The organism is uncultured Rhodoblastus sp., from assembly GCF_903903185.1.
Taxonomy (GTDB): Bacteria; Pseudomonadota; Alphaproteobacteria; order Rhizobiales; family Beijerinckiaceae; genus Rhodoblastus.
Genome location: NZ_CAIUXT010000194.1, coordinates 1 through 21,535 on the forward strand (window position 1 = coordinate 1; position 21,535 = coordinate 21,535).

General features: G+C 60.9%; 22 protein-coding genes and 1 pseudogene. 7 read left to right on the forward strand and 16 right to left on the reverse strand.

All coding sequences use genetic code 11. From position 1 onward, the window contains the following. Positions 1 to 294: 294 nt before the first annotated feature. Positions 295 to 558 carry a DUF5658 family protein gene (locus QZY01_RS17405; protein ID WP_294539678.1) on the forward strand — a complete coding sequence of 88 codons (264 nt, stop codon included), beginning with the start codon at positions 295 to 297 and terminating at the stop codon, positions 556 to 558. Positions 559 to 926: 368 nt separating this feature from the next. Beyond that, positions 927 to 1,496, forward strand: a complete 570-nt coding sequence (locus tag QZY01_RS17410) for a tetratricopeptide repeat protein (protein ID WP_294539681.1) — start codon at positions 927 to 929, stop codon at positions 1,494 to 1,496. A 101-nt stretch (positions 1,497 to 1,597) separates the two neighbouring features. Here QZY01_RS17410 and QZY01_RS17415 read toward each other — a convergent pair whose 3' ends face one another. Beyond that, positions 1,598 to 1,906 carry a hypothetical protein gene (locus QZY01_RS17415; protein WP_294539684.1) on the reverse strand — a complete coding sequence of 103 codons (309 nt, stop codon included), beginning with the start codon at positions 1,904 to 1,906 and terminating at the stop codon, positions 1,598 to 1,600. Here QZY01_RS17415 and QZY01_RS17420 point away from each other — a divergent pair. Together QZY01_RS17420 and QZY01_RS17425 are read left to right on the forward strand one after the other, a co-directional pair. Next, positions 1,905 to 3,848, forward strand: a complete 1,944-nt coding sequence (locus tag QZY01_RS17420; protein WP_294539687.1) for a pilus assembly protein N-terminal domain-containing protein — start codon at positions 1,905 to 1,907, stop codon at positions 3,846 to 3,848. The genes QZY01_RS17415 and QZY01_RS17420 overlap by 2 nt on opposite strands. Beyond that, entirely contained in the window at positions 3,845 to 4,237 is a 393-nt protein-coding gene (locus QZY01_RS17425) for a hypothetical protein (RefSeq protein ID WP_294539690.1), read from the forward strand. The genes QZY01_RS17420 and QZY01_RS17425 overlap by 4 nt, the downstream gene beginning before the upstream one ends. Positions 4,238 to 4,300: 63 nt before the next feature. Here QZY01_RS17425 and QZY01_RS17430 read toward each other — a convergent pair whose 3' ends face one another. The 10 genes from QZY01_RS17430 to QZY01_RS17475 all read right to left on the reverse strand — a co-directional run bounded on the left by QZY01_RS17430 (position 4,301) and on the right by QZY01_RS17475 (position 13,101). Next, a complete protein-coding gene (locus QZY01_RS17430; RefSeq protein ID WP_294539692.1) occupies positions 4,301 to 4,717 on the reverse strand; it encodes a TadE/TadG family type IV pilus assembly protein in 417 nt (138 codons plus the stop codon). A 109-nt stretch (positions 4,718 to 4,826) separates the two neighbouring features. Beyond that, positions 4,827 to 6,242: a TadG family pilus assembly protein gene (locus QZY01_RS17435; protein WP_294539695.1), complete on the reverse strand. Its 1,416-nt coding sequence runs from the start codon at positions 6,240 to 6,242 to the stop codon at positions 4,827 to 4,829. A gap of 9 nt (positions 6,243 to 6,251) precedes the next feature. Further along, a complete protein-coding gene (locus QZY01_RS17440) occupies positions 6,252 to 6,758 on the reverse strand; it encodes a hypothetical protein (protein ID WP_294539698.1) in 507 nt (168 codons plus the stop codon). A gap of 14 nt (positions 6,759 to 6,772) precedes the next feature. Next, the gene (locus QZY01_RS17445; RefSeq protein WP_294539701.1) at positions 6,773 to 7,675 is read right to left on the reverse strand and encodes a type II secretion system F family protein; all 903 of its coding nucleotides are present in this window, start codon (positions 7,673 to 7,675) and stop codon (positions 6,773 to 6,775) included. Next, positions 7,672 to 8,604, reverse strand: a complete 933-nt coding sequence (locus QZY01_RS17450; protein ID WP_294539703.1) for a type II secretion system F family protein — start codon at positions 8,602 to 8,604, stop codon at positions 7,672 to 7,674. The genes QZY01_RS17445 and QZY01_RS17450 overlap by 4 nt, the downstream gene beginning before the upstream one ends. Continuing rightward, complete coding sequence (locus QZY01_RS17455; protein WP_294539704.1) at positions 8,601 to 9,953, reverse strand: CpaF family protein; 1,353 nt, start codon at positions 9,951 to 9,953, stop codon at positions 8,601 to 8,603. The genes QZY01_RS17450 and QZY01_RS17455 overlap by 4 nt, the downstream gene beginning before the upstream one ends. Then, a complete protein-coding gene (locus QZY01_RS17460) occupies positions 9,950 to 11,167 on the reverse strand; it encodes an AAA family ATPase (protein ID WP_294539707.1) in 1,218 nt (405 codons plus the stop codon). Before QZY01_RS17460 ends, QZY01_RS17455 begins: the two co-directional genes overlap by 4 nt. Before the next feature lie 11 nt (positions 11,168 to 11,178). Then, a complete protein-coding gene (cpaB, locus tag QZY01_RS17465; RefSeq protein WP_294539709.1) occupies positions 11,179 to 12,303 on the reverse strand; it encodes a Flp pilus assembly protein CpaB in 1,125 nt (374 codons plus the stop codon). Between the two features lie 10 nt (positions 12,304 to 12,313). Beyond that, the gene (locus tag QZY01_RS17470) at positions 12,314 to 12,802 is read right to left on the reverse strand and encodes an A24 family peptidase (RefSeq protein WP_294539712.1); all 489 of its coding nucleotides are present in this window, start codon (positions 12,800 to 12,802) and stop codon (positions 12,314 to 12,316) included. Positions 12,803 to 12,885: 83 nt separating this feature from the next. Then, positions 12,886 to 13,101 carry a hypothetical protein gene (locus QZY01_RS17475; RefSeq protein ID WP_294539715.1) on the reverse strand — a complete coding sequence of 72 codons (216 nt, stop codon included), beginning with the start codon at positions 13,099 to 13,101 and terminating at the stop codon, positions 12,886 to 12,888. Positions 13,102 to 13,387: 286 nt separating this feature from the next. Between QZY01_RS17475 and QZY01_RS17480 the strand changes: the two are divergent. Beyond that, positions 13,388 to 13,650, forward strand: a pseudogene (locus tag QZY01_RS17480) (IS3 family transposase); the annotation flags it as partial. A gap of 99 nt (positions 13,651 to 13,749) precedes the next feature. Here QZY01_RS17480 and QZY01_RS17485 read toward each other — a convergent pair. From QZY01_RS17485 to QZY01_RS17505, 5 genes are all read right to left on the reverse strand, one after another. Beyond that, positions 13,750 to 14,700 (reverse strand): radical SAM protein, encoded by a 951-nt coding sequence (locus tag QZY01_RS17485; protein ID WP_294539717.1) that lies wholly within the window; start codon positions 14,698 to 14,700, stop codon positions 13,750 to 13,752. 26 nt (positions 14,701 to 14,726) lie between these two features. After that, a complete protein-coding gene (locus tag QZY01_RS17490) occupies positions 14,727 to 15,599 on the reverse strand; it encodes a hypothetical protein (protein ID WP_294539720.1) in 873 nt (290 codons plus the stop codon). A gap of 9 nt (positions 15,600 to 15,608) precedes the next feature. Then, the gene (locus QZY01_RS17495; RefSeq protein ID WP_294539723.1) at positions 15,609 to 16,319 is read right to left on the reverse strand and encodes a hypothetical protein; all 711 of its coding nucleotides are present in this window, start codon (positions 16,317 to 16,319) and stop codon (positions 15,609 to 15,611) included. Between the two features lie 86 nt (positions 16,320 to 16,405). Then, the gene (locus QZY01_RS17500) at positions 16,406 to 17,959 is read right to left on the reverse strand and encodes a tryptophan halogenase family protein (protein ID WP_342394909.1); all 1,554 of its coding nucleotides are present in this window, start codon (positions 17,957 to 17,959) and stop codon (positions 16,406 to 16,408) included. Beyond that, a complete protein-coding gene (locus tag QZY01_RS17505; protein WP_294539726.1) occupies positions 17,956 to 19,071 on the reverse strand; it encodes a methyltransferase in 1,116 nt (371 codons plus the stop codon). The genes QZY01_RS17500 and QZY01_RS17505 overlap by 4 nt, the downstream gene beginning before the upstream one ends. A 198-nt stretch (positions 19,072 to 19,269) precedes the next feature. Here QZY01_RS17505 and QZY01_RS17510 point away from each other — a divergent pair, with 198 nt between their 5' ends. Together QZY01_RS17510 and QZY01_RS17515 are read left to right on the forward strand one after the other, a co-directional pair. Further along, on the forward strand, positions 19,270 to 19,569 hold the full coding sequence (locus tag QZY01_RS17510; protein WP_294539729.1) for a DUF3467 domain-containing protein: 300 nt from the start codon (positions 19,270 to 19,272) through the stop codon (positions 19,567 to 19,569). A gap of 167 nt (positions 19,570 to 19,736) precedes the next feature. Beyond that, positions 19,737 to 21,533: an HlyD family efflux transporter periplasmic adaptor subunit gene (locus tag QZY01_RS17515; protein WP_294539732.1), complete on the forward strand. Its 1,797-nt coding sequence runs from the start codon at positions 19,737 to 19,739 to the stop codon at positions 21,531 to 21,533. Positions 21,534 to 21,535: the final 2 nt, after the last annotated feature.

Genomic DNA, 21,535 nt, shown 5'->3' on the forward strand with positions numbered 1-21,535 from the left:
CGATCGCCAACGTCGTGCCCATTCTATACCGGCACTGCGCGGATCGGCGCGCTTCCAGTCGGCGCCTTGCAAAATCGCGCTCGCCGCACCGCCGCTAACCGAAATCAAAAATCAGCCCGTGGCTGCGGCGTACCGCTTACATTCGAGCTCCTATGTCAAGATATCCCGCCAAGGTCACCCTATTCCACGCCCAAATGCGCGGCGCAGGTCTTGCAAGGATATCGTCGCCGTCAAGTGGGGGGAATACAGCCCACTCGACATACCCTATCAACGACATGGCCGAGGGGGCATCCGGTGACAAAACTTATTCTGTTGTTAACATTCGTCGTGCTGCAAGTGGCCGACGTCTTCACCACACGGCAGGTGCTGGCTGCGGGCGGGTGGGAAGCCAACCCGGTGGCTGCCTGGGCCATGACGACCTTCGGACCTTGGTGGGCGGTCCCCAAACTGGCCCTCATGCTCGCGTGCGTCCTTGTCATGACCCGCTGGCGCACGCGCTACGTCGCCCCGGCGGTCGCCCTGATCGCCGTCGTCGTCCTCAACAACGCCATCCAGTGAGACTGGCCCATTCAGCCTCAACGGCTGTTCGGACAAGCGTCGGCGACCCTGCTCTCCATTGTCATGGGACTATGGCGCAATGGGACCATCCCGCGCCTTGAGCCAAGGCAGCTGAAATTCCAGTCATGACTGGCCAGAATTTCGGGGCCTTGTCACGCCATCATGCTGTCGAAGGAAGAACGGCTGAACCGGGCGGGGAAGCTGTTTCGCCGCCGCGCGCGGCGCCAGGCTCGAATTCAGTAAAGCTCCCCTCTCACAAATCAAATTCTGAGTACCGAAAATTCGCTCTGGCGCGGGCTTTAATTTTGAGTTTCCAAAGAATCGGTCGATAATGCATTATAGGAAGCCCGATTTCGCAGGAGGCGCATGTGACCGGCCGTCTCGGATTGGCGAATATCGTTTTTATTCTGGCGGCGGCGCTTTCGGGCGTCCTGTCGGTCGCGCCCCGCGCCCAGGCCGAAACATGGGGCTTTATCGAAAATGAATATGACCCGCGCCTGTTTGGCGGCGACGAGGACACGCGCCTGGCCCGGGCCCATTTCGTCCATGGCGATTATGGCCTCGCCCAGCAACATTATCTGCGCGCCGTCGAGGCAACGCCTCAAAACAGTGCGGCGTGGACCGGGCTGGCCGCAAGCTACGACCGCATCGGACGTTTCGATCTTGCGGCGCGCGCCTATCGTCAGGCCGAGCGCCATGGCGCTGTCCGCTTCGTGATCCTGAACAATCGCGGCTATGAAAGTCTGCTGCGCGGCGACCGGCGCGCCGCCCTGCGTCTTTTCTTCAGGGCGCGAGAACTGGCGCCGTATAATCCGACCATCATCAACAATATTGCCCTTGCAGAGTCCGGTCAGGGCTATTTCTGGACTGGACGCGGCGCCATCCCGCTGCCGGACGGCGCGGGACAACCCTTTTACTGGTTCGACAGCCTTCGCTGACCAGCCTGGCGCTCTCGATGAGAATCGCTGCGGCGCCCCGACCAGCGGAATGACAGCCCACCTTCGCTTTGACCAAAATCGAAATGTCCCGGCCCCGCGCGTCAGCGGCGCGGACGCGCACCGTTACAATGGCTTCGCTGCGCCAAATCCATGAAGCGGCCGCGACGAACGATGACGCGGCGGTTATGTGGCGCGGATGCAACCCTGCCCGGCGAATCATTCGCTTCGCGCGGGATAAGCATATTTTTACTTTGTTTATTTCCGCCATTTAATGGTACTGATTCGTTGAATTTTAAAGGACTTTTTTTTGCGCGAACGGTACGCGCGTCATTGCTCGTGTTTTCGGGGAAGAAATTGTGCACTGCAGTTGTCGGCCAATGTCGATGAAATCGGAGCTTTTGTTTGGTCATGCAATGGTCTGTGAAAGCGGCGTTGGTCGCGGCGGCGTTGGTCGCGGCGGCCAGCATCGGTTTGTTCGCCAATCCTGACGCGGCTGGCGCGCAGCAGGCCACCAATTCGGCGTCCAGATCATTATATGGCGCGCTCCCCGCCAATGCGCCGCCACCGAACCCCAACAACCCGTGGATGTTCGACCCCAGGCCAATGGGTGGGCTCCTGGCCGGGAAAGCCGCGCCTCCGACATCGGCTTTCGCGCCGCGCGACGCGCCGGACATCGCGGCGCTCACGGCCAACGAGGCCGCAACCTGGGAGGCAAAGAGCCGGCGCAGCCAAACCTTCCTTTCCGGCCGGGCTTTCGTCGCCGCCGCCGAGCCGGTTTCAACGCCCGCCCGTTCGCCCCCGGCGCGCGAGCACCGGGCGGATCCCATGCTGGCGCAGGCCGGGACAGCGCCGCCGCCGGATGCGGGCGCCGAGGCGCTCGCCTTCGCCTTGCGAGCCAGCATTGTCGTCAATAATTCGAGAAGCCTGCGCTTCCCGCTTGCTTTCGCCAAGGCGGTCGTCGGCGATCCGGCCATCGCGGAGGTCGTCCCTATCAGCAACAAAACGCTCAGTATCGTCGGCCTGAAGATCGGCGCCACCAATGTGACGCTTTACGACGCGCAGGAGAAACTTCTGGGCGTGGTTTATGTCAATGTTCAACTCGACACCGGCGCCATGGCCTCGGAGTTGCGCCGGGGTGCGGGCGAGGGCGGCATCCGTGTCCGCGAGGTCAACGGCAATATTGTCCTGAGCGGCAATGTCAGCGACGGACTGGCCGCCGACCGCGCGATGCGGGTCGCCGCCGGCATGGCGCCGGATGGCAAGAACGTTGTCAACAATCTCAGCGTCGCTGCGCCGCAGCAGGTGATGTTGCAGGTGCGTTTCGTCGAGGCCGACCGTCAGGCGGTGCGCAATCTTGGGGTGAGGTGGAACGCATTCTGGAAAAGCTACAACTCTGGCGCCGTGGTTGGCCAGAACACGGTCAGCAACTCGCTTTACAGCAGTGCGCTCAACGGCAACGCGACGCTGAGCTCTAAGACCTACGTTGGCACCAACTCCCTCGACAACACGCCGATCCCCGACGCTATCTCAGGTTCGGTCACCGGAATTGCCAGCGCCGCGAGCCCCTTTGCGACGATCCTCGCGAACCTGGTCAATTCCCGGGCCGGCAGTCTGGACCTCGTGCTCAGCGCGCTGGAGGAGAATCAGGTCGTCCGCCGTCTCGCCGAGCCCAATCTCGTCGCCCTTTCAGGCGAATCGGCGGATTTTCTTGCCGGCGGCGAATTTCCCGTGCCGGTGAGCACCAGCGGGACCGGCAGCGCGGCGACGGTCTCCATCGACTACAAGCAATTTGGCGTCAGGCTGAAATTCACGCCTACCGTGCTGGCGAATGGCGTTATCAGCCTGAAGCTCAATTCCGAAGTCAGCGATATCGACCCGAGCATCGTCGTCCAGACGGCCGGCGTGGCTGTTCCCGGCATCACCATGCGCCGGGCCAGCAGCACGCTCGAACTGCGCGACGGGCAGGCTTTCGCCATCGCCGGCATGTTGCAATCCAAATCCCAGCGCCAGCTCGAAGCCCTGCCCTGGCTGGGGACCATCCCCTATCTAGGGGCGCTGTTCAGCAGCAAGCAATTCCAGAACCAGGAAACCGAACTGGTCATGCTGGTTTCGCCGCATGTCGTCAAACCGCTGCCGCCCAATGTGAAGTTGAAGACGCCGCTCGACACCCGGCTCCCGGCCAATGACATCGACATGTTCCTGAGGCAGCAGCTGGAAGTTCCGAAAGCTCAGCCGACCTATGTCACGCCGGACGGTCACGCGCAGAATCTGAACGGGGGCATGGCGCCCGGCGCGCCGGGGATACAGGAAGACCCCAACAGATTGCATTGGCCCTGGGAGGTGCCGAAATGATGCGCCTGCTTTCCCGGTCTTTCCTGGGCGCCGCCGTGCTGGGCCTTTCGGCTTGCAGCAACCAATATTTCGAGCGCAAGGACAGCGTGACCTTCAGCGCCGGCGACGCCGTCGCCTGGAACAAGGCCCAGATGATTGCCGATCCGACGCCGCGCCGCGCTTATGACAGGAATATCGTAACGCCCGGCGAAACCGCGGCGCGCGCGGGTGGCAATTATGCGAGCGGACGTTACAAATGGTACACCGAACCCGGCAGCAAGGACGAACCGTCGGAAGTCCTCAATAAGACGGGCGCTTCCAATCCGGATCGCCGGGGCGGCGGCGATGCGACTTCTGGCCCGCAGGCAGGCGGCGGCGCTCCGGCCGGCGGCGCTCCCGGCGGCCAATAGCAAAAACGTCGCGGGTTATGATTTCCAGACAGGCTTTCGTTGGTAATGCGTCGGTTCGCACCGCTAGAACGGAATCGAGGTCGACGCGCTGGGCGCGTTGAGCGTCGCGCCCCAGATCGGCATCAACATGGTGAAGCCGGGTTGAGTCGCCTTGATCGTCAGCGCGTTCGCCGACGCCGTTATGGTCATCGTAGGCGCGAGACCGCCGAGATAGAGGAAGGGCGCGACCGCTTGCTTGTCCGCCGTCAACATTTCGTCGCTGGTGCACCCGGCGGGCGACAGCTTCGTGGGCGCCGTGACGTCGGGCGTGTAGCATTTGATCATGACCGCGCGCGCCTCGGCGTTCGCCAGCATCCGCAGCGACTGCGCCGTGATCGCATAACGCCCCAGATCGAAGATGACGAACATCAAGGTGAACAGAGGCACTGCGACCAGCGCAAATTCGAGTGCCGCAGTGCCGCGCCGATCGAGCTTTCTCATCCTGATGTTCCCCGACAAATTTGTGTATTCACCGCGTTAAAGTGGCCGAGTGGAATATTGATGAGGCCCGCGACATTTTGATCTCCGTAATTTACTGTTAATAAAATTATTACTTGACTAGGACGATTGAAGATGTAGTTGTCGATTTCTCTGTAGCTCCAATCTCCAACATACCTTGAGGACATTGGGTGCTGTTAAGCGTAGCTCCACCAACCATGCTAATTGATGCTGCTATAAGCTGAGTGCACGGAGCCCCGTTATTGGTAGTGACGCCGTTACTAAAAGACAATGTCTGAGTAGGGAAGTAAAGAACGCCAGTTATTTTCATAATAACACCTCCAGCAAAGTTGTTAACATTGATTTCGCTAGCGCTCGTCGACCCAAAAAAGGCAATACCCGCCGTTGGACCGGTAGACGGTGCAGTCAGTGTGACACTAGCTCCATTTCCGATGTTAACTGTACCGCTGTTAATTACAAAGGTGACGCCCGCGCCCGCCGTACACAAAGGGCACTTCACTGTCACACCCCCCCCGATCGTGATTCCATTGTTAATAAAATAGATGCCGGGCTGCATATTAAACGTTGAGCCATTGCCAAGTGCGACGCTTGTCGAGACGCCAGGCGATACATTGCAAGTCGCCCCCCCGCCGCAGGTCCAGTTTGTCGTCGGACCGCCGGAACTCGTTGGCATCACTACGCCTGCGGCTGCGTAGGGATCATCGCCGACGTTTTTACCAGTGCTATAAGGGCAAGGCGTCGGGCACGAAGTTTTGGCGGCGTCCTTGTCAATCTTGATTTTGCCGCCATTGTTAATCGCGACGCCGCCGTTGACTGACAAGGATGGCGATGTGAGCAGCGCGCCTCCGGTCACCGTGAGCAGCGCGCCTCCGGTCACCGACAACGCCTTTGTTTTATCGGTCGCATTAACCTTCACGCCGCAATTGTTAAGTGTGACAGAGACGCCATTGCTCATAGAGAGTCCAGTGCCTCCGGCAGGATTGCTCTTGGTCTGCAAGATGCACCCGCAGTTACTGGCGCAGGAAGGCGGCTGCTGAGTAATGGTAGTGATAGCGAACACCTGAGCAACGGCGGTGGCCCCGATCTGGACAGTGGTCAAACCCAGTACGCCCGCGAGGTACGTCGGCTGTGTCTGCTGGACCGTCGCCTGAACGGCGGGCTTCCCGTTCCATGTTGTCTGGGTGATTGTAACGCTCTGCGGTGGTCTCGTCGGCAGGCAGGCGTTGCCGGGATAGCCGGTGTCGCCGGAGTTGCAAAAGCCGTTTTGCGCCGCAAATTCCTTGCCGCGATAATCCACTGTTTGGGCGTCGCTACACGCGCCAAGCGTGCATGACAACGTCAAGGCCCCCGAGTAGGCGGCCGCATCGGCGGCGTTCTGGGCCTGTTGCCTGATGACGTACCACGTTGCCGCCTCGCCGCCGAGCGCGACCGCGCCTATCAGAGGCACCATGGCGATCAGGGTTGCGAAGCCGACTGCGCCTCGACGGCAACGGAGCAGATTGCGCATGGCTCCCTCCTATTGGAAGCGTTCGGTATAAGGCAGCGTGAAGGCGCAGGGATTGATGTTCTTGCTCGTACACAACACCTTCTTCAACACCAACGGCGTCAAGGTGACGGTCGTCGTGTAGGAATAGTATTTGGTGGGCGAAGTCGTCATGTTGGCTGCAGTGCAGGCGACGCCGGCGCCCGTGTCGCCGCAAAGGACCTTGATGTTGCCGATGGTATAACCCGCAACCGTCGTTCGCAGCCCTGACACCCAGGTCGTTATGTTGGTCACATCTGGCTGCGGTTGATAGTACTGCACATATTGCCCGAAGCCCCGCAACGCCTCCAACGCGGAGATAAACTGGAAGCTGGCGACGGCAAGGTCGGCCGCCGGGAAAAGCAAGCTGAACAACATGAAAGAAAAGACAATGAGCGCTTCAAACGCGACGGCGCCGCGTCGGTCCGCCAGCAGCGAGCCTTTGGGGCGCTTGAGCGCTGAAGGTGTGCAGGTTCTCTCGATAGCTCCAGCCCGGCTCATGGCCTTATCCGTCCTTATTGCGGTTTGAATGCCTTGATGAGATGCAGAAACGAACTTCCGCCCATAATGACAAACATGGCCGGAAGCAGGAACAGCACCATCGGAATGATCAGCTTGCCGCCCAATTCGTGCGCCCGTTTTTCCAGAGTTATCATTGAGTCCCTTCGGAGTTCTTCAGCGATGGAGCGCAGAGCCTGGCTCAACGGCGTTCCATATTGCAGACTCTGGCTGACCATGCTGCCGAATCGGTGGAGCCCCTCGGAAGTCGCCCCCAGTCTGTCGAATGCTTCGCGGCGATTCGGCAAGATCCGGAGATCGTCAAGAAGATTGGATAAAGTCCGGGACATCGGCGGATTGGACATTTCCATATCTTCGGCCACGCGTTCGACCGCGCTTTCGAGGCCCATTCCCGCTTCGCTGCAAACGACGAGCAAATCGATGGTGTCCGGGATGCCTTTCCGAACGGCGGCGTCGAATTTCCGTTTGTGGACCGACAGAATGAATCGCGGCCCCATGATTCCGATCACCATGCCCACGAGCGCAAAACCCAACGCGGCGCGCAGCGGCATCGCGAGAAATTCCGCGACGATCAGGGCGATGAGCGGGAACGAGACCGCGCTGACGGCCTTGACGCCGATCCAGATCGGAAGCGCCTGATGAGGATTGAATCCTGAAGATTGCACAATCGTTCGCAGCTGTTCCAGGTTTTCCGCCGAGTAGAAGCGGCGATAGCGCCCACCGAGCGATGCAAGCCAGGCGACCATGCCCTGGACGGGGGGCGACCGACTGGGCAAGCCGGTCACCACCTTTGACACCCGTTTGTTCAGCGCAACAATTTCGGCTTCGCGGATGAGCAACACGGCGGCGGCAGTCGCAGTGCCTATGGCGAGTGCCACAAGAACAAGAGCAAGGGTCATAGCGTCGTACCCCTTCTGACCATCCAGCGCATCACCAGCGATCCCGTCAGCACCGAACAGCCCGCATATGCGAGGAGTTTCCTGCCGGTCGGATCGGTGAACAGGAGATCGACCATTTGCGGGCTGACCATATACAGCATCGCCCCGATCACCACAGGCGATACCGAAAGAGCGCGTGACGAAAAAATCACCTCGCCCGCCATGGCCTTGGCGCGATCGGCCATCCCGACGCGCTGGCGCACGGTGTCGGCCAAAGTCTGCAAGGTATCGCACAAGCTGCCGCCCGCCTTCATTTGCACGGCGAGCGTTACGGCGAAGAATCCATATTCCGCCACCTCCGTCCGCCGATAGACGTCTTCCATCGCTTCCTCGATAGGCCGCCCCAAATTCAGCTCGTTGATGATGATGGCGAATTGGCCCGCCGTGGGTTCCGGCATTTCACGAGCGATGCTGCGAAACGCTTCCCCGATAGGCAGACCGGATCGAACGGCGCTTGTCACCAGTCCGATCGTGTCCGGCATTTGCCTGAACAATTGGTTGACGAAACGATGGCGCTGCGAGCCAAACAGGCCCCGCACAACCATCAGCGCCACGATGAAAGCAGCTACAGTCGCGTAGAGTAGAGGATATTCAAACAAGCTATTCAAGTAAAAAACCGCCATCGCCGCGATGGCCCCGGCAAGCAGGATATAAAGTGGGTGAATTGCCTGAGGTATGCCAGCCTTGTAATTCGCCAGCCGATGCAGAAGCAGTCCCTTGGCCGCTAATTTTGGGCGACGGATAGAGGGCGCGCTCGCCGAAACCGAGGTTGAAAGCGCTGCCTCGACGTGGCGATCCATGCGCGTCTGCCGCCCGTCGAGAACCAGCGCGACGGACGCTGCGCCAATCAGCAGCAGCAGGGCGAGGACGATCCAGAACTGCGCGGTCATAGCTCCCTCACTGCCTCGGCCCATGCTCGATCCAGCCCGTAATAGACAAGGCGGCTCTTGAACTTCGGGACGGCCATCGTGGACCTGTAGACGCCCACTATCCGTCCCTGGGCCGTCTCCTCCTGGAATTCGAACAGCGCGATGTCATTGGTGGTGATCACATCGCTTTCCATGCCGGTCACTTCGCTGATCTGGACGATGCGACGCTGGCCGTCGCGCATGCGTTCGACCTGTATGATGATATCCAGCGCGGCGACGATCTGAAAACGAATGGACCGGGACGGCAGATTGAACTGCCCCATCTGAACCATGTTTTCGATACGGGTGAGGGCGTCGCGCGTGCTATTGGCATGCACCGTGGCGATCGAGCCGTCATGGCCGGTGTTCATCGCCTGCAGCATGTCGAAGGCTTCGGAGCCGCGCACTTCGCCCACGATGATCCTGTCCGGACGCATGCGCAGGGCGTTCCATACCAGATCGCGTTGAGTCACCTGCCCGGTGCCTTCGAGACTCGGAGGCCGTGTCTCCAGGGTAATCACGTGCGGCTGCTGAAGCTGCAACTCCGCCGCATCTTCGATGGTGACGATGCGTTCGCTGTGATCGATGAACTGGCTTATGGCGTTCAGCAACGTCGTCTTGCCGGAACCGGTGCCCCCGGAAACTACCATGTTGAGCTGGCACCGGGCGGCGATCTCGAGCAGGCGTCCGATGGCCGGCGTCATGGTGCCATTTTCGATCATGCCCGCGATATCGTAGCGTCGGCTCGGGAATTTGCGGATGGAAATGCAGGGACTGTGAATCGCCAGCGGCGGCAGGATGATGTTGACGCGACTGCCGTCCGGCAATCGGCAATCCACCATCGGGCTGGATTCGTCGACGCGCCTTCCGACGCGCGCCGCAATCTTCTGCGCCACCGCGGTAATGTGATCGTTGTCGCGGAATCGGATCGCGACCCGCTCCAGCTTGCCCTTTCGCTCGACATAGACGTTGGCGGGTCCGTTGACCATCACGTCGCTGACGGACTCGTCCAGCAGCAGCGCATGCAACGGCCCGTAACCGATCATGTCGTCCGCAAGTTCGTCGGCCTGTTGAAGCTGCTCGCGACCTGACAACTGAAGGTGATCGTGATTGGCGATTTCGTGGATGATTTCCTCGATCTGCCGCCGAAGAACCTCGCGCGAAACGGTCGAGGCCGCGGAGGGGTCGATTTGCTCGATGACCCGTTCGCGCAGCGCAGCCGACATCACGGGTTGCTCGGAGGGAGGGTCGGCGAGTTCGGGCGTCGTTGGCGTCATTGGCGTCAACCGCTCTGACGCGCCGTCGCGCGTGGCCTTGCCGAACGGTTTCATCGCCCCAGAATCCTCCTTAACCATCCCTTGCTCTCGTCTTCGAGCGCCGCGATCTCCCGCACAATCGGGGCGAGATGACGTCGCAGCCTGGGCACGTGATTCAGAGCCGGGATCCCGAGATTGATCGCCTCGGTCATCCCTTTGCCGAGGTCCGGAATCACCAGGTCCGGTTTCCCGCCGAGTCCTTTCACGATCGATTCGATGGGCAGACCGCCGGCGCGATCGGCCCGGTTGAGCAAGGTCAAGACGCGATTCTCGCCAGCAATCCTGGCGAGGGCCGCGCGCAACGCCTTGGCGTTGCGCAACCCCGTAACTTCCGCTTCCAGCAGCACGATGGCGTGACGGGAAGCGGCGATCACCGGATAGATGGCTGGCGACAACGGGATGGGCAGATCGACAACGATGTAGTTGAACCGCTGGCGGAGCAGACCGAGGACATGGCTAACGCCTTCCTTGGTGATCGCGAACGTCGCGTCCAGTTCCTCATCCGCGGCAAACAGCCTGACCCGGTCGTTGATCTCGATCGCCGCGCGCTCGATGAACAGCGAGTCCGCCCGCGCCGGATTTTCCAGAGCGATACGTAACCCCTGCCCAGGCCGGACGCCCAACATCACGGAGGACTCGCCGCCTTGCAGATTGAGGTCGAGCAGCGCGACCTTGGCCTTTGTGGTCTCGGCCAGCAGCATCGCGAGACCGATGGCGATGCTCGTCGCTCCGGCGCCGCCCTGGGCGCCGCAGATCGACACCACCTGTCCACCTCGATCGATCGGACCTGGCGCTGCTTCATCGATCAGCCTCCGGCGCAGCTGGGTCTGCACAATATTGCGCGTGAGCGGCTTCGGCAGGTATTCGCTCAGGCCAAGGTCCATGAGAGCGCGGTAGAATGCGATTTCCTTGTTGTCGCCGATCAATGCGACCCGAACATCGGCCGGGCAGACGCGCGACAGCCCTTCAAGTTGCGCGAACGGATCGTCGACCTCGCTGATGTCGGCCACCAGCGCGAGCAACTCGGTATCGGTTTCGAGCATGTGGATGGCGTTGCGTATCGTGCCGCGCTTGATTTCGATGTTGCAGCCCTCGAGGCCTTTGAGCAGAGCGTCGGCGCTCAGGTCGTCGTTGACGAAACAGACGATCCGGTCGCGAATGAGGCTGGACGGCGCGGCCTCGGGCGGTTTGACGGGTGCAACATTGATGGTCATCATCGATTCCAGCATACTTTGCCTTGCTACTCTTTGGCTTTCTCACCGTTGTCGCTCGCCAAAGCCGCGCTCGTGCGGGCAATTTCCGGATATCCACGGCAACCCAATACGAGTCCCGCATCCGAAAACCCCTGACTTCTGACCGTGTATTCCTTGCAATGGCCTTTTGAATAAACGACCACCGTTGTGATCTGGCGGGCGAATTCGGCCTTCTGTCGGGCGGTCTGTAGGGCCATGGCCTTCTGTAGGGCGATGTCGGCCTTCTGTCCGGCGATCTCGGCGTCCTGCTGTCGGGCGAGTTCGGGCGACACATCGCGACCGAAGGTCGCGCCCGAGTCAGCCGCGTCCTCGGCGTTCGCTGGCTTGACAGCCAAGGGCGCGCCTGAGCCCGCCGCCTCGCTGACTTCATCCGCTGACCGGACGGCAAGGGAAAGTTTTCCGAGGTCTTTCGCGAGAGCGATCTTTTTGACCTGCTCTGGCGAAAGCTCCAGTGACACGGAGCGGGCCACCTTGCGAATTTCGGCGTTGGCGCCCGGGACGCCCTCCACAATCTTTCCTGTCGCGGCGTTGGCGACCTGGTCGCCCTCCACAATCTCCTGGTCGATCGCAATGATCCGGACGTTGCGAAGAACGATTTCGCTCAGCGACGGATTCGCCCGATCCCCCTTGCCGCTCTGGGTCAATATGACATCGACGCGATCGCCCGGCGAGATCAGGCCCGAGACGCCGGACTCCGTGTCGACGTTGAGGCTGATGGCGCGGGCGCCCTTTGCCAGGACGTTGGCGAGAAAACCCCGTTCTCGCGGCCGCACGACGCTTTTCCGAGGGATCGGACAACCGGCTTCGACGTAATTTATGACCAGCGAACCTAGAAGACCGCGCGATTCACGAATCTCGTCCCCTGACAGAACCTCGTCGGGCCCCGCCTGGCACTTTGCCTTGTCGGACCATGGGCGCTTTACGAAATCTCCGGCGCGCAAGAATGTGCCAGTCATTAAATCACGCGTCGCAATATCGTACTCGGGCTCCGGAGCCTTCTGCGCATCCGCAGGAGCCTGCGCGACAGGTTTTGGCATGTTAGCGGTGTAAGCGATGAACCCAAGCGCGACCGTCGCCAGCAACAGCACCATGACGATCGAGAGGCGAAACATTGACGACATTTCAGAACCCTCGGCTGAGGATAGTCCAGATACCGCCGCACGCGATGGCGGCGCCGTAAGGGAGCGGCGCGCGCCGCACATGGCGCCAACGCTCGACCGCGTAGACGCGGCGCGGAAAAGACGAACCGGAGGGCGCAGGCCGGGGCGCAGGCAGGCGACGCATGATCAGATGCCAAATGGCGAGAACGCCGCCCGCCAGCGCGGTCACTGTCAACAGTTGCACGACGCCCCCCAACGGGAGGCCAATCGCCAACGCGACCAGCAATTTGACGTCGCCGCCGCCAATGGCTCCTCGTTGATAGACGACGAAGAGCAGCAGGAACAGGATGGCGGCGACGACCAGAGACTCGGCGATATGCGTCGGACCGGGAAATTGGCTTGCGATCCCCAGCAGCGCCAGCGCCAGGCTAGTCTCGTTAGGGATCAATCTTGTCGCGACATCGATCGTCGCGACATAGAGCAGCAACGCTATTTCAACCGATAAGACCATGGGAGCAATCCAGTTCATCGGTTGCCTCCCGCGTTGAGGTGGAGGGCCGCGGCTCGCCGCGTCCCTCCGTTTGCCAAGCGGAATTAGCTCCCCGTGCCGCCCATTGCCGTTGTGAGCTTGGTGACGACGGTGCTGACCGCAGTCGTCAGCGCACCACCGATACCGGTGCCGGAAAACGCGAGGCCCACTGCGGTGATGATGGCGGCCGCGACGATCACGTATTCGAACGACACCACACCGCGCTTGTCCGATCGCAGACTGGCCAGCAGATCGCTAGCTTTTACGTAAATCTTCAACATGACCGTATCCCCTTAAAAGATGCCGGCTGCCCCCTTTTGCTACCTGAGGCAGGTGACTCTCCGGTGACGCCAGCTTGGCTTTGCAAGTCGCTCGACCGGTGTGTCAACAGAACACCTATTTGGGATGCAGCGCATTGATCTGAAACAAAAAATTGTCTAATAACAAAGGGTTAGCTTGACCGCACGGATCGATTCGAGGCTGTGAGAGCCGGGTCGGGAAATCTGGACGGAACGATAGGTGGCTTTTCTGCCTGACGGCGTCGATGGTCGGGGCGCATCGGGAGAGATTAAGACCAAACGACCGCGCCGGAACCACACGCCGGCATTCGCGGCGATAGTGGCTCTGGCCGCCCTGAAGCGCGAGAAGACTCTGACCCGGTTCGCGCAACCCTCCAATGTTCACGCCAACCAGATCACGCAATGGAAAGCCCAGCTTCCTGAAGGCGCTGCCGGGGCTTCGGGCCTGGCGGGAGCCAAGCTTCCACGCCGTTTGTCGATTTGAAGGCGCGATACGCCAAGATCGGAGAGTTGGCGCTGGAAAAAGATTTCTGACAACCCCGACTTTTGCAAAGCGCGCCCCTGTTGAAATTCAATTGGCGTCATCGCGGAGATGGATGGATTGGTTCCGAAGAGTGGCGCCGCAAACGTTCATCGGACGATCGGCGACAGAATGTTCTCTTCGTATCCGAACTTACCTATGTAGGCCGTCGAGAGACCAAGGCACTCCTCGGAAGCGCAGCGCTCCCGGTAGACGCACTGATAAAAGCCATTGCGCATGAATTCCGGCCAGAATGCCGGATCGGTCAGCAGTTGAGGTTGCGCGTTGACCAGCGCGGACGCTTCTTCCCCGAGCAGACACTCCGGGAAGTTTTTCACCTCGACGCCGCGCCCGAGCGCGCGCGCGCGCTTGAGCGCCGCCTTGAGGTGGGGCGCGATCGCCGCATGAGAGGCGATCAGGTTTTTATCGTCCGACTCGCGCATCGGCCAGTAAACCCAGAACTCCATCTGGGCGAGGTTGCGGAGGTGCGCCAGGCGTTCGACGACTTCGACCAGGCCCGGATAACTGAATTCGGTGACCACTGTGTTGGTCATCGCGACGACGCCGCCGCGCCTGTCAAGCGTTTCGAGCCCCCTCAGCGTCTTTTCGAACGATCCGGGCACGCCCGTAATCGCGTCATGCCTGGCCGCGTCGGGGCCGGCGACGCTGACGAAATACTCGTCGATCCCGGCGTCGATGAGCGATTCGCAGAAATCCGCATCCGCCAGATGCATGCCGTGGGTCTGGATGCGGACGTGCTCGAATCCGGCCGCGCGAGCGCGCCGGCTCAGATCGTGCAGGTCACGTAGCAGCGTGATCTCCGAACCGGTGAGAATAATGCCATTCCACCGACGCTCGCGCGCGTTGACCGCAAGCAGTTCGTCAAATTTCGCCCGAGGTTCGGGGGCGAGCCGATCCATCGTTCCTTCGATCATGCAATGGACGCACCGCAGATTGCAGCGAAACTCCATTGTGATTGAAACGTAATCGCGATTGTCGAAACGCTTTGGCCGCTCGGGCCTTTCGTTCCTGGACGGCTCGCGCGGCAATGGCCCATTCATCGTCGTCGCCCCTTCCCTGCGCCGAATCAAAGCAGGCCATAAAACGCGCTTTTCAGAACGCGCACGTCCGCGCCCTCAACCTGGTAATCCACGCCCACATCATAGAGCATATGATCCAGATTGTCGCGATGGCGACGAACGAAGCCGGTCAGATCGGCAGGAAAGCGCTCGCGATCGAGGAAGTCGATCAACGTGTCGATCTTGATACGGGAAAAATAGATCCCGTCGTTGACCTTCTTGTTCGCCACGACGACGACCTCGCAGTCGAGCAGTTCCGGGCGGAGTATTCGCGAAAGCGGAAAGCTCCTGAGATCATGATGGGCCGAGCAACTCGTTTTTGCAATGATGTCGTCCATCTCTTTTCGCGCGTCGAAAAAGAAATAGAAGTTGGCCAGTCTCAAGCCCGCATCTGTAAATTCGTAACAGATCCCGGACGAAACGCTGCTTCCCGGGTTGCCAACGTAAACGTTAACGACCTCCAGCGGCCGCCTTCGCGAGGCAATCTCCTCGTCGAGATCGAGCGAAAACATGAAATAGGGTCTTTTTTCGAGGCTGGCGAGCGGAAGCGTCGTCCGTGGCGCGAGAATTTCGGCGACCCTGGAAATTGAAACGCGCCGCTCAAGCCGGCCGTAATCATAAAAATAAAACTCGAAGCTGAGCCTTTCGCCGAATTTCTTGACGCCATAGACGGTCCGGCCCGCGCCAAGCCCCTCTCGCAGCGCCTTGCAAGCCGCGATCAGATGGGCGCCCTGCCCGGACGCTTCGATCGCGCGCCACAACAGGTTCGCGGAATTCAGCTTCCCGAGCGGCGGCGCGACCGGATGGTAGTCCCACAGGCAATAGTCGGCAAAACGCTCGCCCGGCTTCGAACGCTCGAGACTCAAGTCCGATTGCGTCATCGCTCCCTCTCAATGCGGCTCGATCCCGAAATAGAAAGTCACAAACTCGTCGCCGTTGCGTCCGACGCCCGCCGAGAGATGTCCGAGCGCGAGGTTCCCGCACCCACCGAGAAATTCCTTTATCCTTGCCTGGGGGACCGAGAAGTCGTCCGCGGCTTCTTCGATGAGATCGGCGGCGGCGGCGACGGTCAGATCCGCATCGTACACGTTCAGGTCCCATGAATGCCTCGGATTGCCCTCTTCCTCGACTTCCATCATCAAGATCCGGCCCGACTGCGCAAGCGAATCCGAGCGGTCGAGCAGGCCGAGGGTGCAGCGCATCGCGCGAGCGGCCTCGTTGTCTTGAGCCAATGCGCGAAGCCTCGCTTCGATGTCCGCCCGGCTCCGGCAGGGCGACCACACGTAGCGCGTCAAGGCCTGCGTCCCCGGGCGCAGGCGATCCCACTTGTGCGCGAGATGGACCAGCGTCGGTTGCGGCTCGCGGCGCGCCATCGCCGCCCGGGTTCGCTCCGCGTACTCGAAATAGATTTTATAGATCTCCGCATCGGGGCCGCCCTCGAAGCCAAAATGGACAATGTCGGCGCCATCGAGCGACGTCCCCAAGGACTCGCAAATGGCCGCAGGCATGCCGAACGCGGCGCCTATCGCCTTCAGGCGCTCGAGCGGCGCTTCGCCAAACGCCGCTCGATGCACGCTCAGCAGAAAACGCGCGTCAAGCACGACGCCCTCCCGGATCTTGGCGGAGCGCTCAAGACCGTAAGGCGACCCAAGCGCCGCAATTCGTCTGACGAGATCGTGATCCCGGTTCACGGGCGATCCCGGTGGAGCTGGGCAAGATAGTTCGCGTGGGTCGGCATGCGCTCGACAAACCGGCGGTTTTCCGCACGCACGCGGTCGAGGATTTGCCAGACTTCGCCCGGGCTCGCTCGCTCCGCTTCGGTAATGAGGCGCCGTGGCAGCCGCCCGGCGCCGGTAAGGATCAAGAAGTAGCTTGTTTCTGAAAACACCCGCATCTGCTGGGCGTCGATCCGCCCGTTCTCATCGTATAACGCCAGATTATCGCGCAGGCTTCGCGGGATTTCGACGTTGCGCGAATCGCGCCAGAACGGCTCCCCCCGGCGGGTCAGCAGGTAGTGCAGAATTATGAAATCGCGGACCTCGTCGAAGGCTTCCGCCATCCGCGCGTTGTACGCGTTGCGCAGGGCCGCATTGAAATTGCGATCGGGAAGATAATCGGCCAGCGTCATGACCGCCTTCTGGATCAGATGTATGCCGGTCGATTCGAGTGGTTCGACGAACCCCGACGACAAGCCGACCGATACGCAATTCTTGACCCAGAAATTGGCTCGCCGGCCCACGCGAATATCGATGACGCGGGGATCGGCGGAGCGGGAACGCCGCAGACCCGATTGAGCGATGAGCGCATCGATGGCGTCATCGGTCGTGCAATGAGCGCTGGAGAACACGTAGCCGTTCCCGGTGCGGCTGCTGAGAGGAATGCGCCAGGTCCAGCCGGCCGGCATCGCCTTCGAAATCGTGAACGGCGCGAAGCTTTCGCCGCGCGGCAGCGGCAGCGCGACCGCCCGGTCGCAAAGCATGGAATTCGACCAGTCGATCCACGGATCGCCCAGCGTCTTCTCAATCAGCAATCCGGCGAAACCGGTCGCATCGACGAACAGGTCGCCTTCGATGACGCGCTCGGCGCCAATATCAAGTCTTGCGATCCCGCCCGCCGCGTCGAGCCCGACGTCCCGCACATGGCCGAAAATATGTTTGACGCCTTCGCCTGTCGCAATGTCCCTGAGGTAATCGGCGAGCGCGGACGCGTCGAGATGATAGGCATAAGACCCCGCCTGGGACACGACCGACGCGCCTTGCCAGGGCCAAGGCGCCTTTTCCTGCTCGGCCAGGGCGACCTGTAGCGAAAAATCGAAGTAATCGAACTTGCTGCCGGCCTTGAGCCGCCGCTTCAACCAAAAGTGGAACAGGTCAAGTCCGCCGACGCGGGCCCCGCATATACCGAACGGATGCCAATGGGTTATGCCCTCCTCCACCCAGTCGTCAAAGCGAATTCCAAGTTTGAGCGTCGCCGAACAGCGACGCATGAATTCCACTTCGTCCAGATTCAGCGCGCGCAGGAAATGCACGAGCGACGGGATTGTCGCCTCGCCCACGCCAATCGTTCCTATGCCCGCGGACTCGACGAGCGTCAGTTCGCATCCCAAAGGTCGGGCCATCCGATTGAGATAAATCGCCGCCATCCACCCGGCTGTTCCACCGCCGACAATCACTATTCGCCTGAGGCGCTGCGACGGGTCGTCATCGGACGGCCTGACCGAATTTCCCCGATGGTCCGTCACGCCGGCCGCCTCGCCACAATGAGATGGAACCCAATCTCCAACTCGATCCGTTGATAGTCGATGGACACGAAACCAAGCGCAGCCAAAGCCTCCAGGTACAGTTCCGGCGGTCTCAAGAAATGCAGGAAAACAAGGTCCGGCGCCATCGCGTAAGTGACGCGCCGTTCGCGCAGATCGAGCGGGGCGCGTTCGAATATCATGATACGCCCCCCAGGCCGAACGATCGAGTGCGCGCGCTCGATCAGCAACTTAGCGTCACGATCTGGCCAATCGTGCAAGACGGACTTGAAAGAGACGAGGTCGGCCGGCGTCGGCAGGTCTCCGCTCCGGATGTCGGACGGATGAAAGTCTATACGGCTTGTCTGCGAAAGCGGGGCCGAACCCGCTATATGTTCGCGCCCAAGCTCGCAGACCACGGGGAGGTCGACGACGGTCGCGCGAATCCGGGGAAGGCGCTCGCAGATACGAAGCGCAAATTCGCCCGTATTGCCGCCGAGATCGATCAGCGTCTCAACATTCCCCATCTCGACGGCCGCGATGACGGCCGCGGACTCATATTTCGTCAAGCACGTCGTGAACCTCGTCCATAAGCGGGTCGCCTCCAGGTTCTGCGGGGTGACGTCGAAGCACCGGTCGTACCGAAAAAGTTCGAAAATGCGCGATCGCGCCATAAATTGCTGAACGTCATTCAAAAGCGGCGTGAACAGTTCGTGGATATCGGGCCAGACGCAATCCGCGAAGTCGATTCTCGTGTGCAGGAGATCGCGAAACGCCAACGCGCGCGTAAATTCATGAGTCAACTCGACCATGTCCCCGGAGCGGACGAGCACGGCGTTGGTTTCGAGCATGCCGGCCAAGGCGCCCAGACCGACCGAATTGAGACCGAGCTCGTGCGACAGCTCCGGCAACAGGGTCGCCCCTCTGTCCTGCAGCCAGTTCACCAATCCAAGCTCAAACGCGCTTTTCAAAGCGCGCGCGTCAATTTCCGTCGCGAGGAATTGATTAACGACGAGATGGTCAAAGCAAGACATCGCCGGCATCATACGCCCGGTGGTCACTCGCGCAACGATTTTCGCTCGAGCGACTTCTCCCGTCGCATGTATCAGGCTCACCTGCCCTCCGCGGTGCGCGGACGCGGGAGCATAGCCTTTTCGCGGGTCTGTCGAGATAGACGCCGATTGGTTCATCGTGTTAGATTGAGTTATTCGGAAAGCTCCTTGAATTCCTGCCGTGAGACGACGGTCGAAGGGCGCGCCGACCGACGGGCGTCGGGAAAAAATGTAAAATGCAGATGTGGAGTGGTCATTCGAATGGAACCCGATGATTCTGCGTCCGCGGACGCTGCGCGCGTTTCGGCCGTCCAATGGAACGACAAGAATATGACGACGCACTTTGCAAATGTCGTGAACGTGCAAAGCACGCGAGAGCAGGTCGATTTGTTTTTCGGCATGAACCACACCTGGAACCCGGCGCAGAACGGTCAAGTTGCTGTCGACCTGACGAACCGGATCGTGATGACTCCTCTCGCGGCCAAGCGCCTGTGGACGATTCTCGGGGGCGTCCTGCGAGAATACGAATCCCGTCACGGCGCGCTCGACGTCGAACGTTGAAACTTGCCTTAGGCGCTTCGTTGCATCGGTAGGTGCAAATGCCTTCGAAAAATTCGGAACCTTGGAAGATGGACTCAAGCTCGGCCACCAAGGATTCGCAGCCGGGCGACGCTGGGCCAGGGAGCGGGTCTGCTGTCGCCGCCCTTGAACCGGCCCTCTGGCGGCGAATGGCCGATGCGCAAAACGCGGTCGACATGGCCGCCGCGTGGCTTGCGCTGCAATGCCAGAGCATCGACGGAGCGGTGCGCGGGATTGTGCTTCTGGCCGGCAAGACGCCCAACAGCTTCGACTCTGCGGCTTCATGGCCGGAGGGAGCCGCAAGCCATTCTCCTGCCCTAAAACAAGCGGCGTCGCTCGCTTTGCGAGAGCTGCGCGGCGTCACAAACGAGGATCCGTCGACGAGAGGAAAAGACCATGTGGCCGCGGCGCACGTAGCCTATCCGATCGTTGTCGACGATGTGGCGAAAGGTGTGGTCGCGGTTTCGCTCCGCGATTGCCAGCCGGAAAGCATTCGCTCCGCGCTGCGCCAACTCCAGTGGGGCGTCGCCTGGATGCGCGAACGCATCCTGCTTGCCCGGGCCGACGAGCAGGAACGCTTGCTCGACCGCTCCCGCGCCGCGCTCGACCTCCTGGGTGAGTCGCTCGGCTATCGGGGCTTCGACGCATCCGCGATGGCCGCGGTCACCAGCTTGGCGGCCAGAACCCAGTGCATACGCGTCAGCCTCGGGATCCGTTCCGGACGGACAATCAAGGTCCGGGCAATCTCGAACTCCGCGCAATTTGGCCGCAAGATGAGTCTGGTCGCCGCTTTGGAAGCCGCGATGGACGAGGCGGTCGACCAGCGCTCTATCATTGTTTATCCCGCGACAACGGAACAGATCGCCGCCACGACGGCGCACGCGGAACTTTCCCGCGTTACGGAGGAGTGCCATATCCTCACTATTCCGCTCCTGGTCGCGGACGATTTTATTGGCGCGATGACGTTTGAGCGATTCCGCGATATGCCGTTCGAAGATTCGACGGTTGAGCTCCTGGAACTCACGACCGCGGTGATCGGGCCAGTTCTTGAGGAAAAGCGCCTAAACGACCGGTGGATCTTTGCAAAGATCGGCGAAAGCGTCGAGTTGCAGCTCGCTCGAGCGTTTGGACCGGGCCACCTTTTGCGCAAGCTCATCCTCGCCGCCATCGTCGGCGCCGCCGTCTTTCTTTCGCTGGCGACGGGCGTCTACCGGGTCGAAGCGGACGCTCAGGTCGAGGGCTCGTTGAGGCGCGCGGTTGTCGCGCCTTATGACGGCTTCCTGGCGGATTCGACGCCCCGCGCGGGCGACCTTGTCGCCGAAGGAGACCTTCTTGCGACGCTCGAGGACAGCGACCTGCTGCTCGAAAGGCTGAAGGCGGTCACCGAGAGGGATCAGCGGAGCCACGAATACGATAAGGCGCTGGCGGCCCGTCAGCCTGCGGCGATCAACGTGATCCAGAGCCAGATCCGGCAGGCGGAGGCGCAAATCAAGCTCATTGACGAGCAGTTGTCGCGCATCAAACTGCGCTCCCCCATCGCTGGCCTTGTGGTATCGGGCGACCTGAGCCAACTCATCGGCACATCTGTCCAACGAGGACAGGTTCTGTTCGAGGTTGCGCCGCTGAATTCCTATCGTGTCATCCTCGACGTCGATGAACGCGAAATCGGGCAAATCGAGACTGGCCAGAAAGGCCAACTTGTCGTAACCGCCTTGCCCAACGAGAACTTGCCCTTCTTTGTCAGCAAGATGACGCCGATCGCCGAGGCGCGCGCAGGCAAGAATGTTTTTCGCGTCGAAGGCGAGGTGGAGGGCGACACGTCGCGGTTGAGACCGGGAATGGAGGGCGTGGCGAAAATCGACATCGGCCAGCGCAAGCTGGCCTGGATCTGGATGCATCCTCTCACCAACTGGGCGCGCGTCTGGTTCTGGCGATGGACGCGGTAAAA

What these genes read in the sequence shown, in the direction of transcription:
- QZY01_RS17420 (WP_294539687.1), top strand. Translation starts at nt 1,905, where the DNA reads ATGCAATGGTCTGTGAAAGCGGCGTTGGTCGCGGCGGCGTTGGTCGCG.
- QZY01_RS17415 (WP_294539684.1), bottom strand. Translation starts at nt 1,906, where the DNA reads ATGACCAAACAAAAGCTCCGATTTCATCGACATTGGCCGACAACTGCA.
- QZY01_RS17425 (WP_294539690.1), top strand. Translation starts at nt 3,845, where the DNA reads ATGATGCGCCTGCTTTCCCGGTCTTTCCTGGGCGCCGCCGTGCTGGGC.
- QZY01_RS17430 (WP_294539692.1), bottom strand. Translation starts at nt 4,717, where the DNA reads ATGAGAAAGCTCGATCGGCGCGGCACTGCGGCACTCGAATTTGCGCTG.
- QZY01_RS17435 (WP_294539695.1), bottom strand. Translation starts at nt 6,242, where the DNA reads ATGCGCAATCTGCTCCGTTGCCGTCGAGGCGCAGTCGGCTTCGCAACC.
- QZY01_RS17440 (WP_294539698.1), bottom strand. Translation starts at nt 6,758, where the DNA reads ATGAGCCGGGCTGGAGCTATCGAGAGAACCTGCACACCTTCAGCGCTC.
- QZY01_RS17445 (WP_294539701.1), bottom strand. Translation starts at nt 7,675, where the DNA reads ATGACCCTTGCTCTTGTTCTTGTGGCACTCGCCATAGGCACTGCGACT.
- QZY01_RS17450 (WP_294539703.1), bottom strand. Translation starts at nt 8,604, where the DNA reads ATGACCGCGCAGTTCTGGATCGTCCTCGCCCTGCTGCTGCTGATTGGC.
- QZY01_RS17455 (WP_294539704.1), bottom strand. Translation starts at nt 9,953, where the DNA reads ATGAAACCGTTCGGCAAGGCCACGCGCGACGGCGCGTCAGAGCGGTTG.
- QZY01_RS17460 (WP_294539707.1), bottom strand. Translation starts at nt 11,167, where the DNA reads ATGCTGGAATCGATGATGACCATCAATGTTGCACCCGTCAAACCGCCC.
- cpaB (WP_294539709.1), bottom strand. Translation starts at nt 12,303, where the DNA reads ATGTTTCGCCTCTCGATCGTCATGGTGCTGTTGCTGGCGACGGTCGCG.
- QZY01_RS17470 (WP_294539712.1), bottom strand. Translation starts at nt 12,802, where the DNA reads ATGGTCTTATCGGTTGAAATAGCGTTGCTGCTCTATGTCGCGACGATC.
- QZY01_RS17475 (WP_294539715.1), bottom strand. Translation starts at nt 13,101, where the DNA reads ATGTTGAAGATTTACGTAAAAGCTAGCGATCTGCTGGCCAGTCTGCGA.
- QZY01_RS17485 (WP_294539717.1), bottom strand. Translation starts at nt 14,700, where the DNA reads ATGAATGGGCCATTGCCGCGCGAGCCGTCCAGGAACGAAAGGCCCGAG.
- QZY01_RS17490 (WP_294539720.1), bottom strand. Translation starts at nt 15,599, where the DNA reads ATGACGCAATCGGACTTGAGTCTCGAGCGTTCGAAGCCGGGCGAGCGT.
- QZY01_RS17510 (WP_294539729.1), top strand. Translation starts at nt 19,270, where the DNA reads ATGGAACCCGATGATTCTGCGTCCGCGGACGCTGCGCGCGTTTCGGCC.
- QZY01_RS17515 (WP_294539732.1), top strand. Translation starts at nt 19,737, where the DNA reads ATGGCCGATGCGCAAAACGCGGTCGACATGGCCGCCGCGTGGCTTGCG.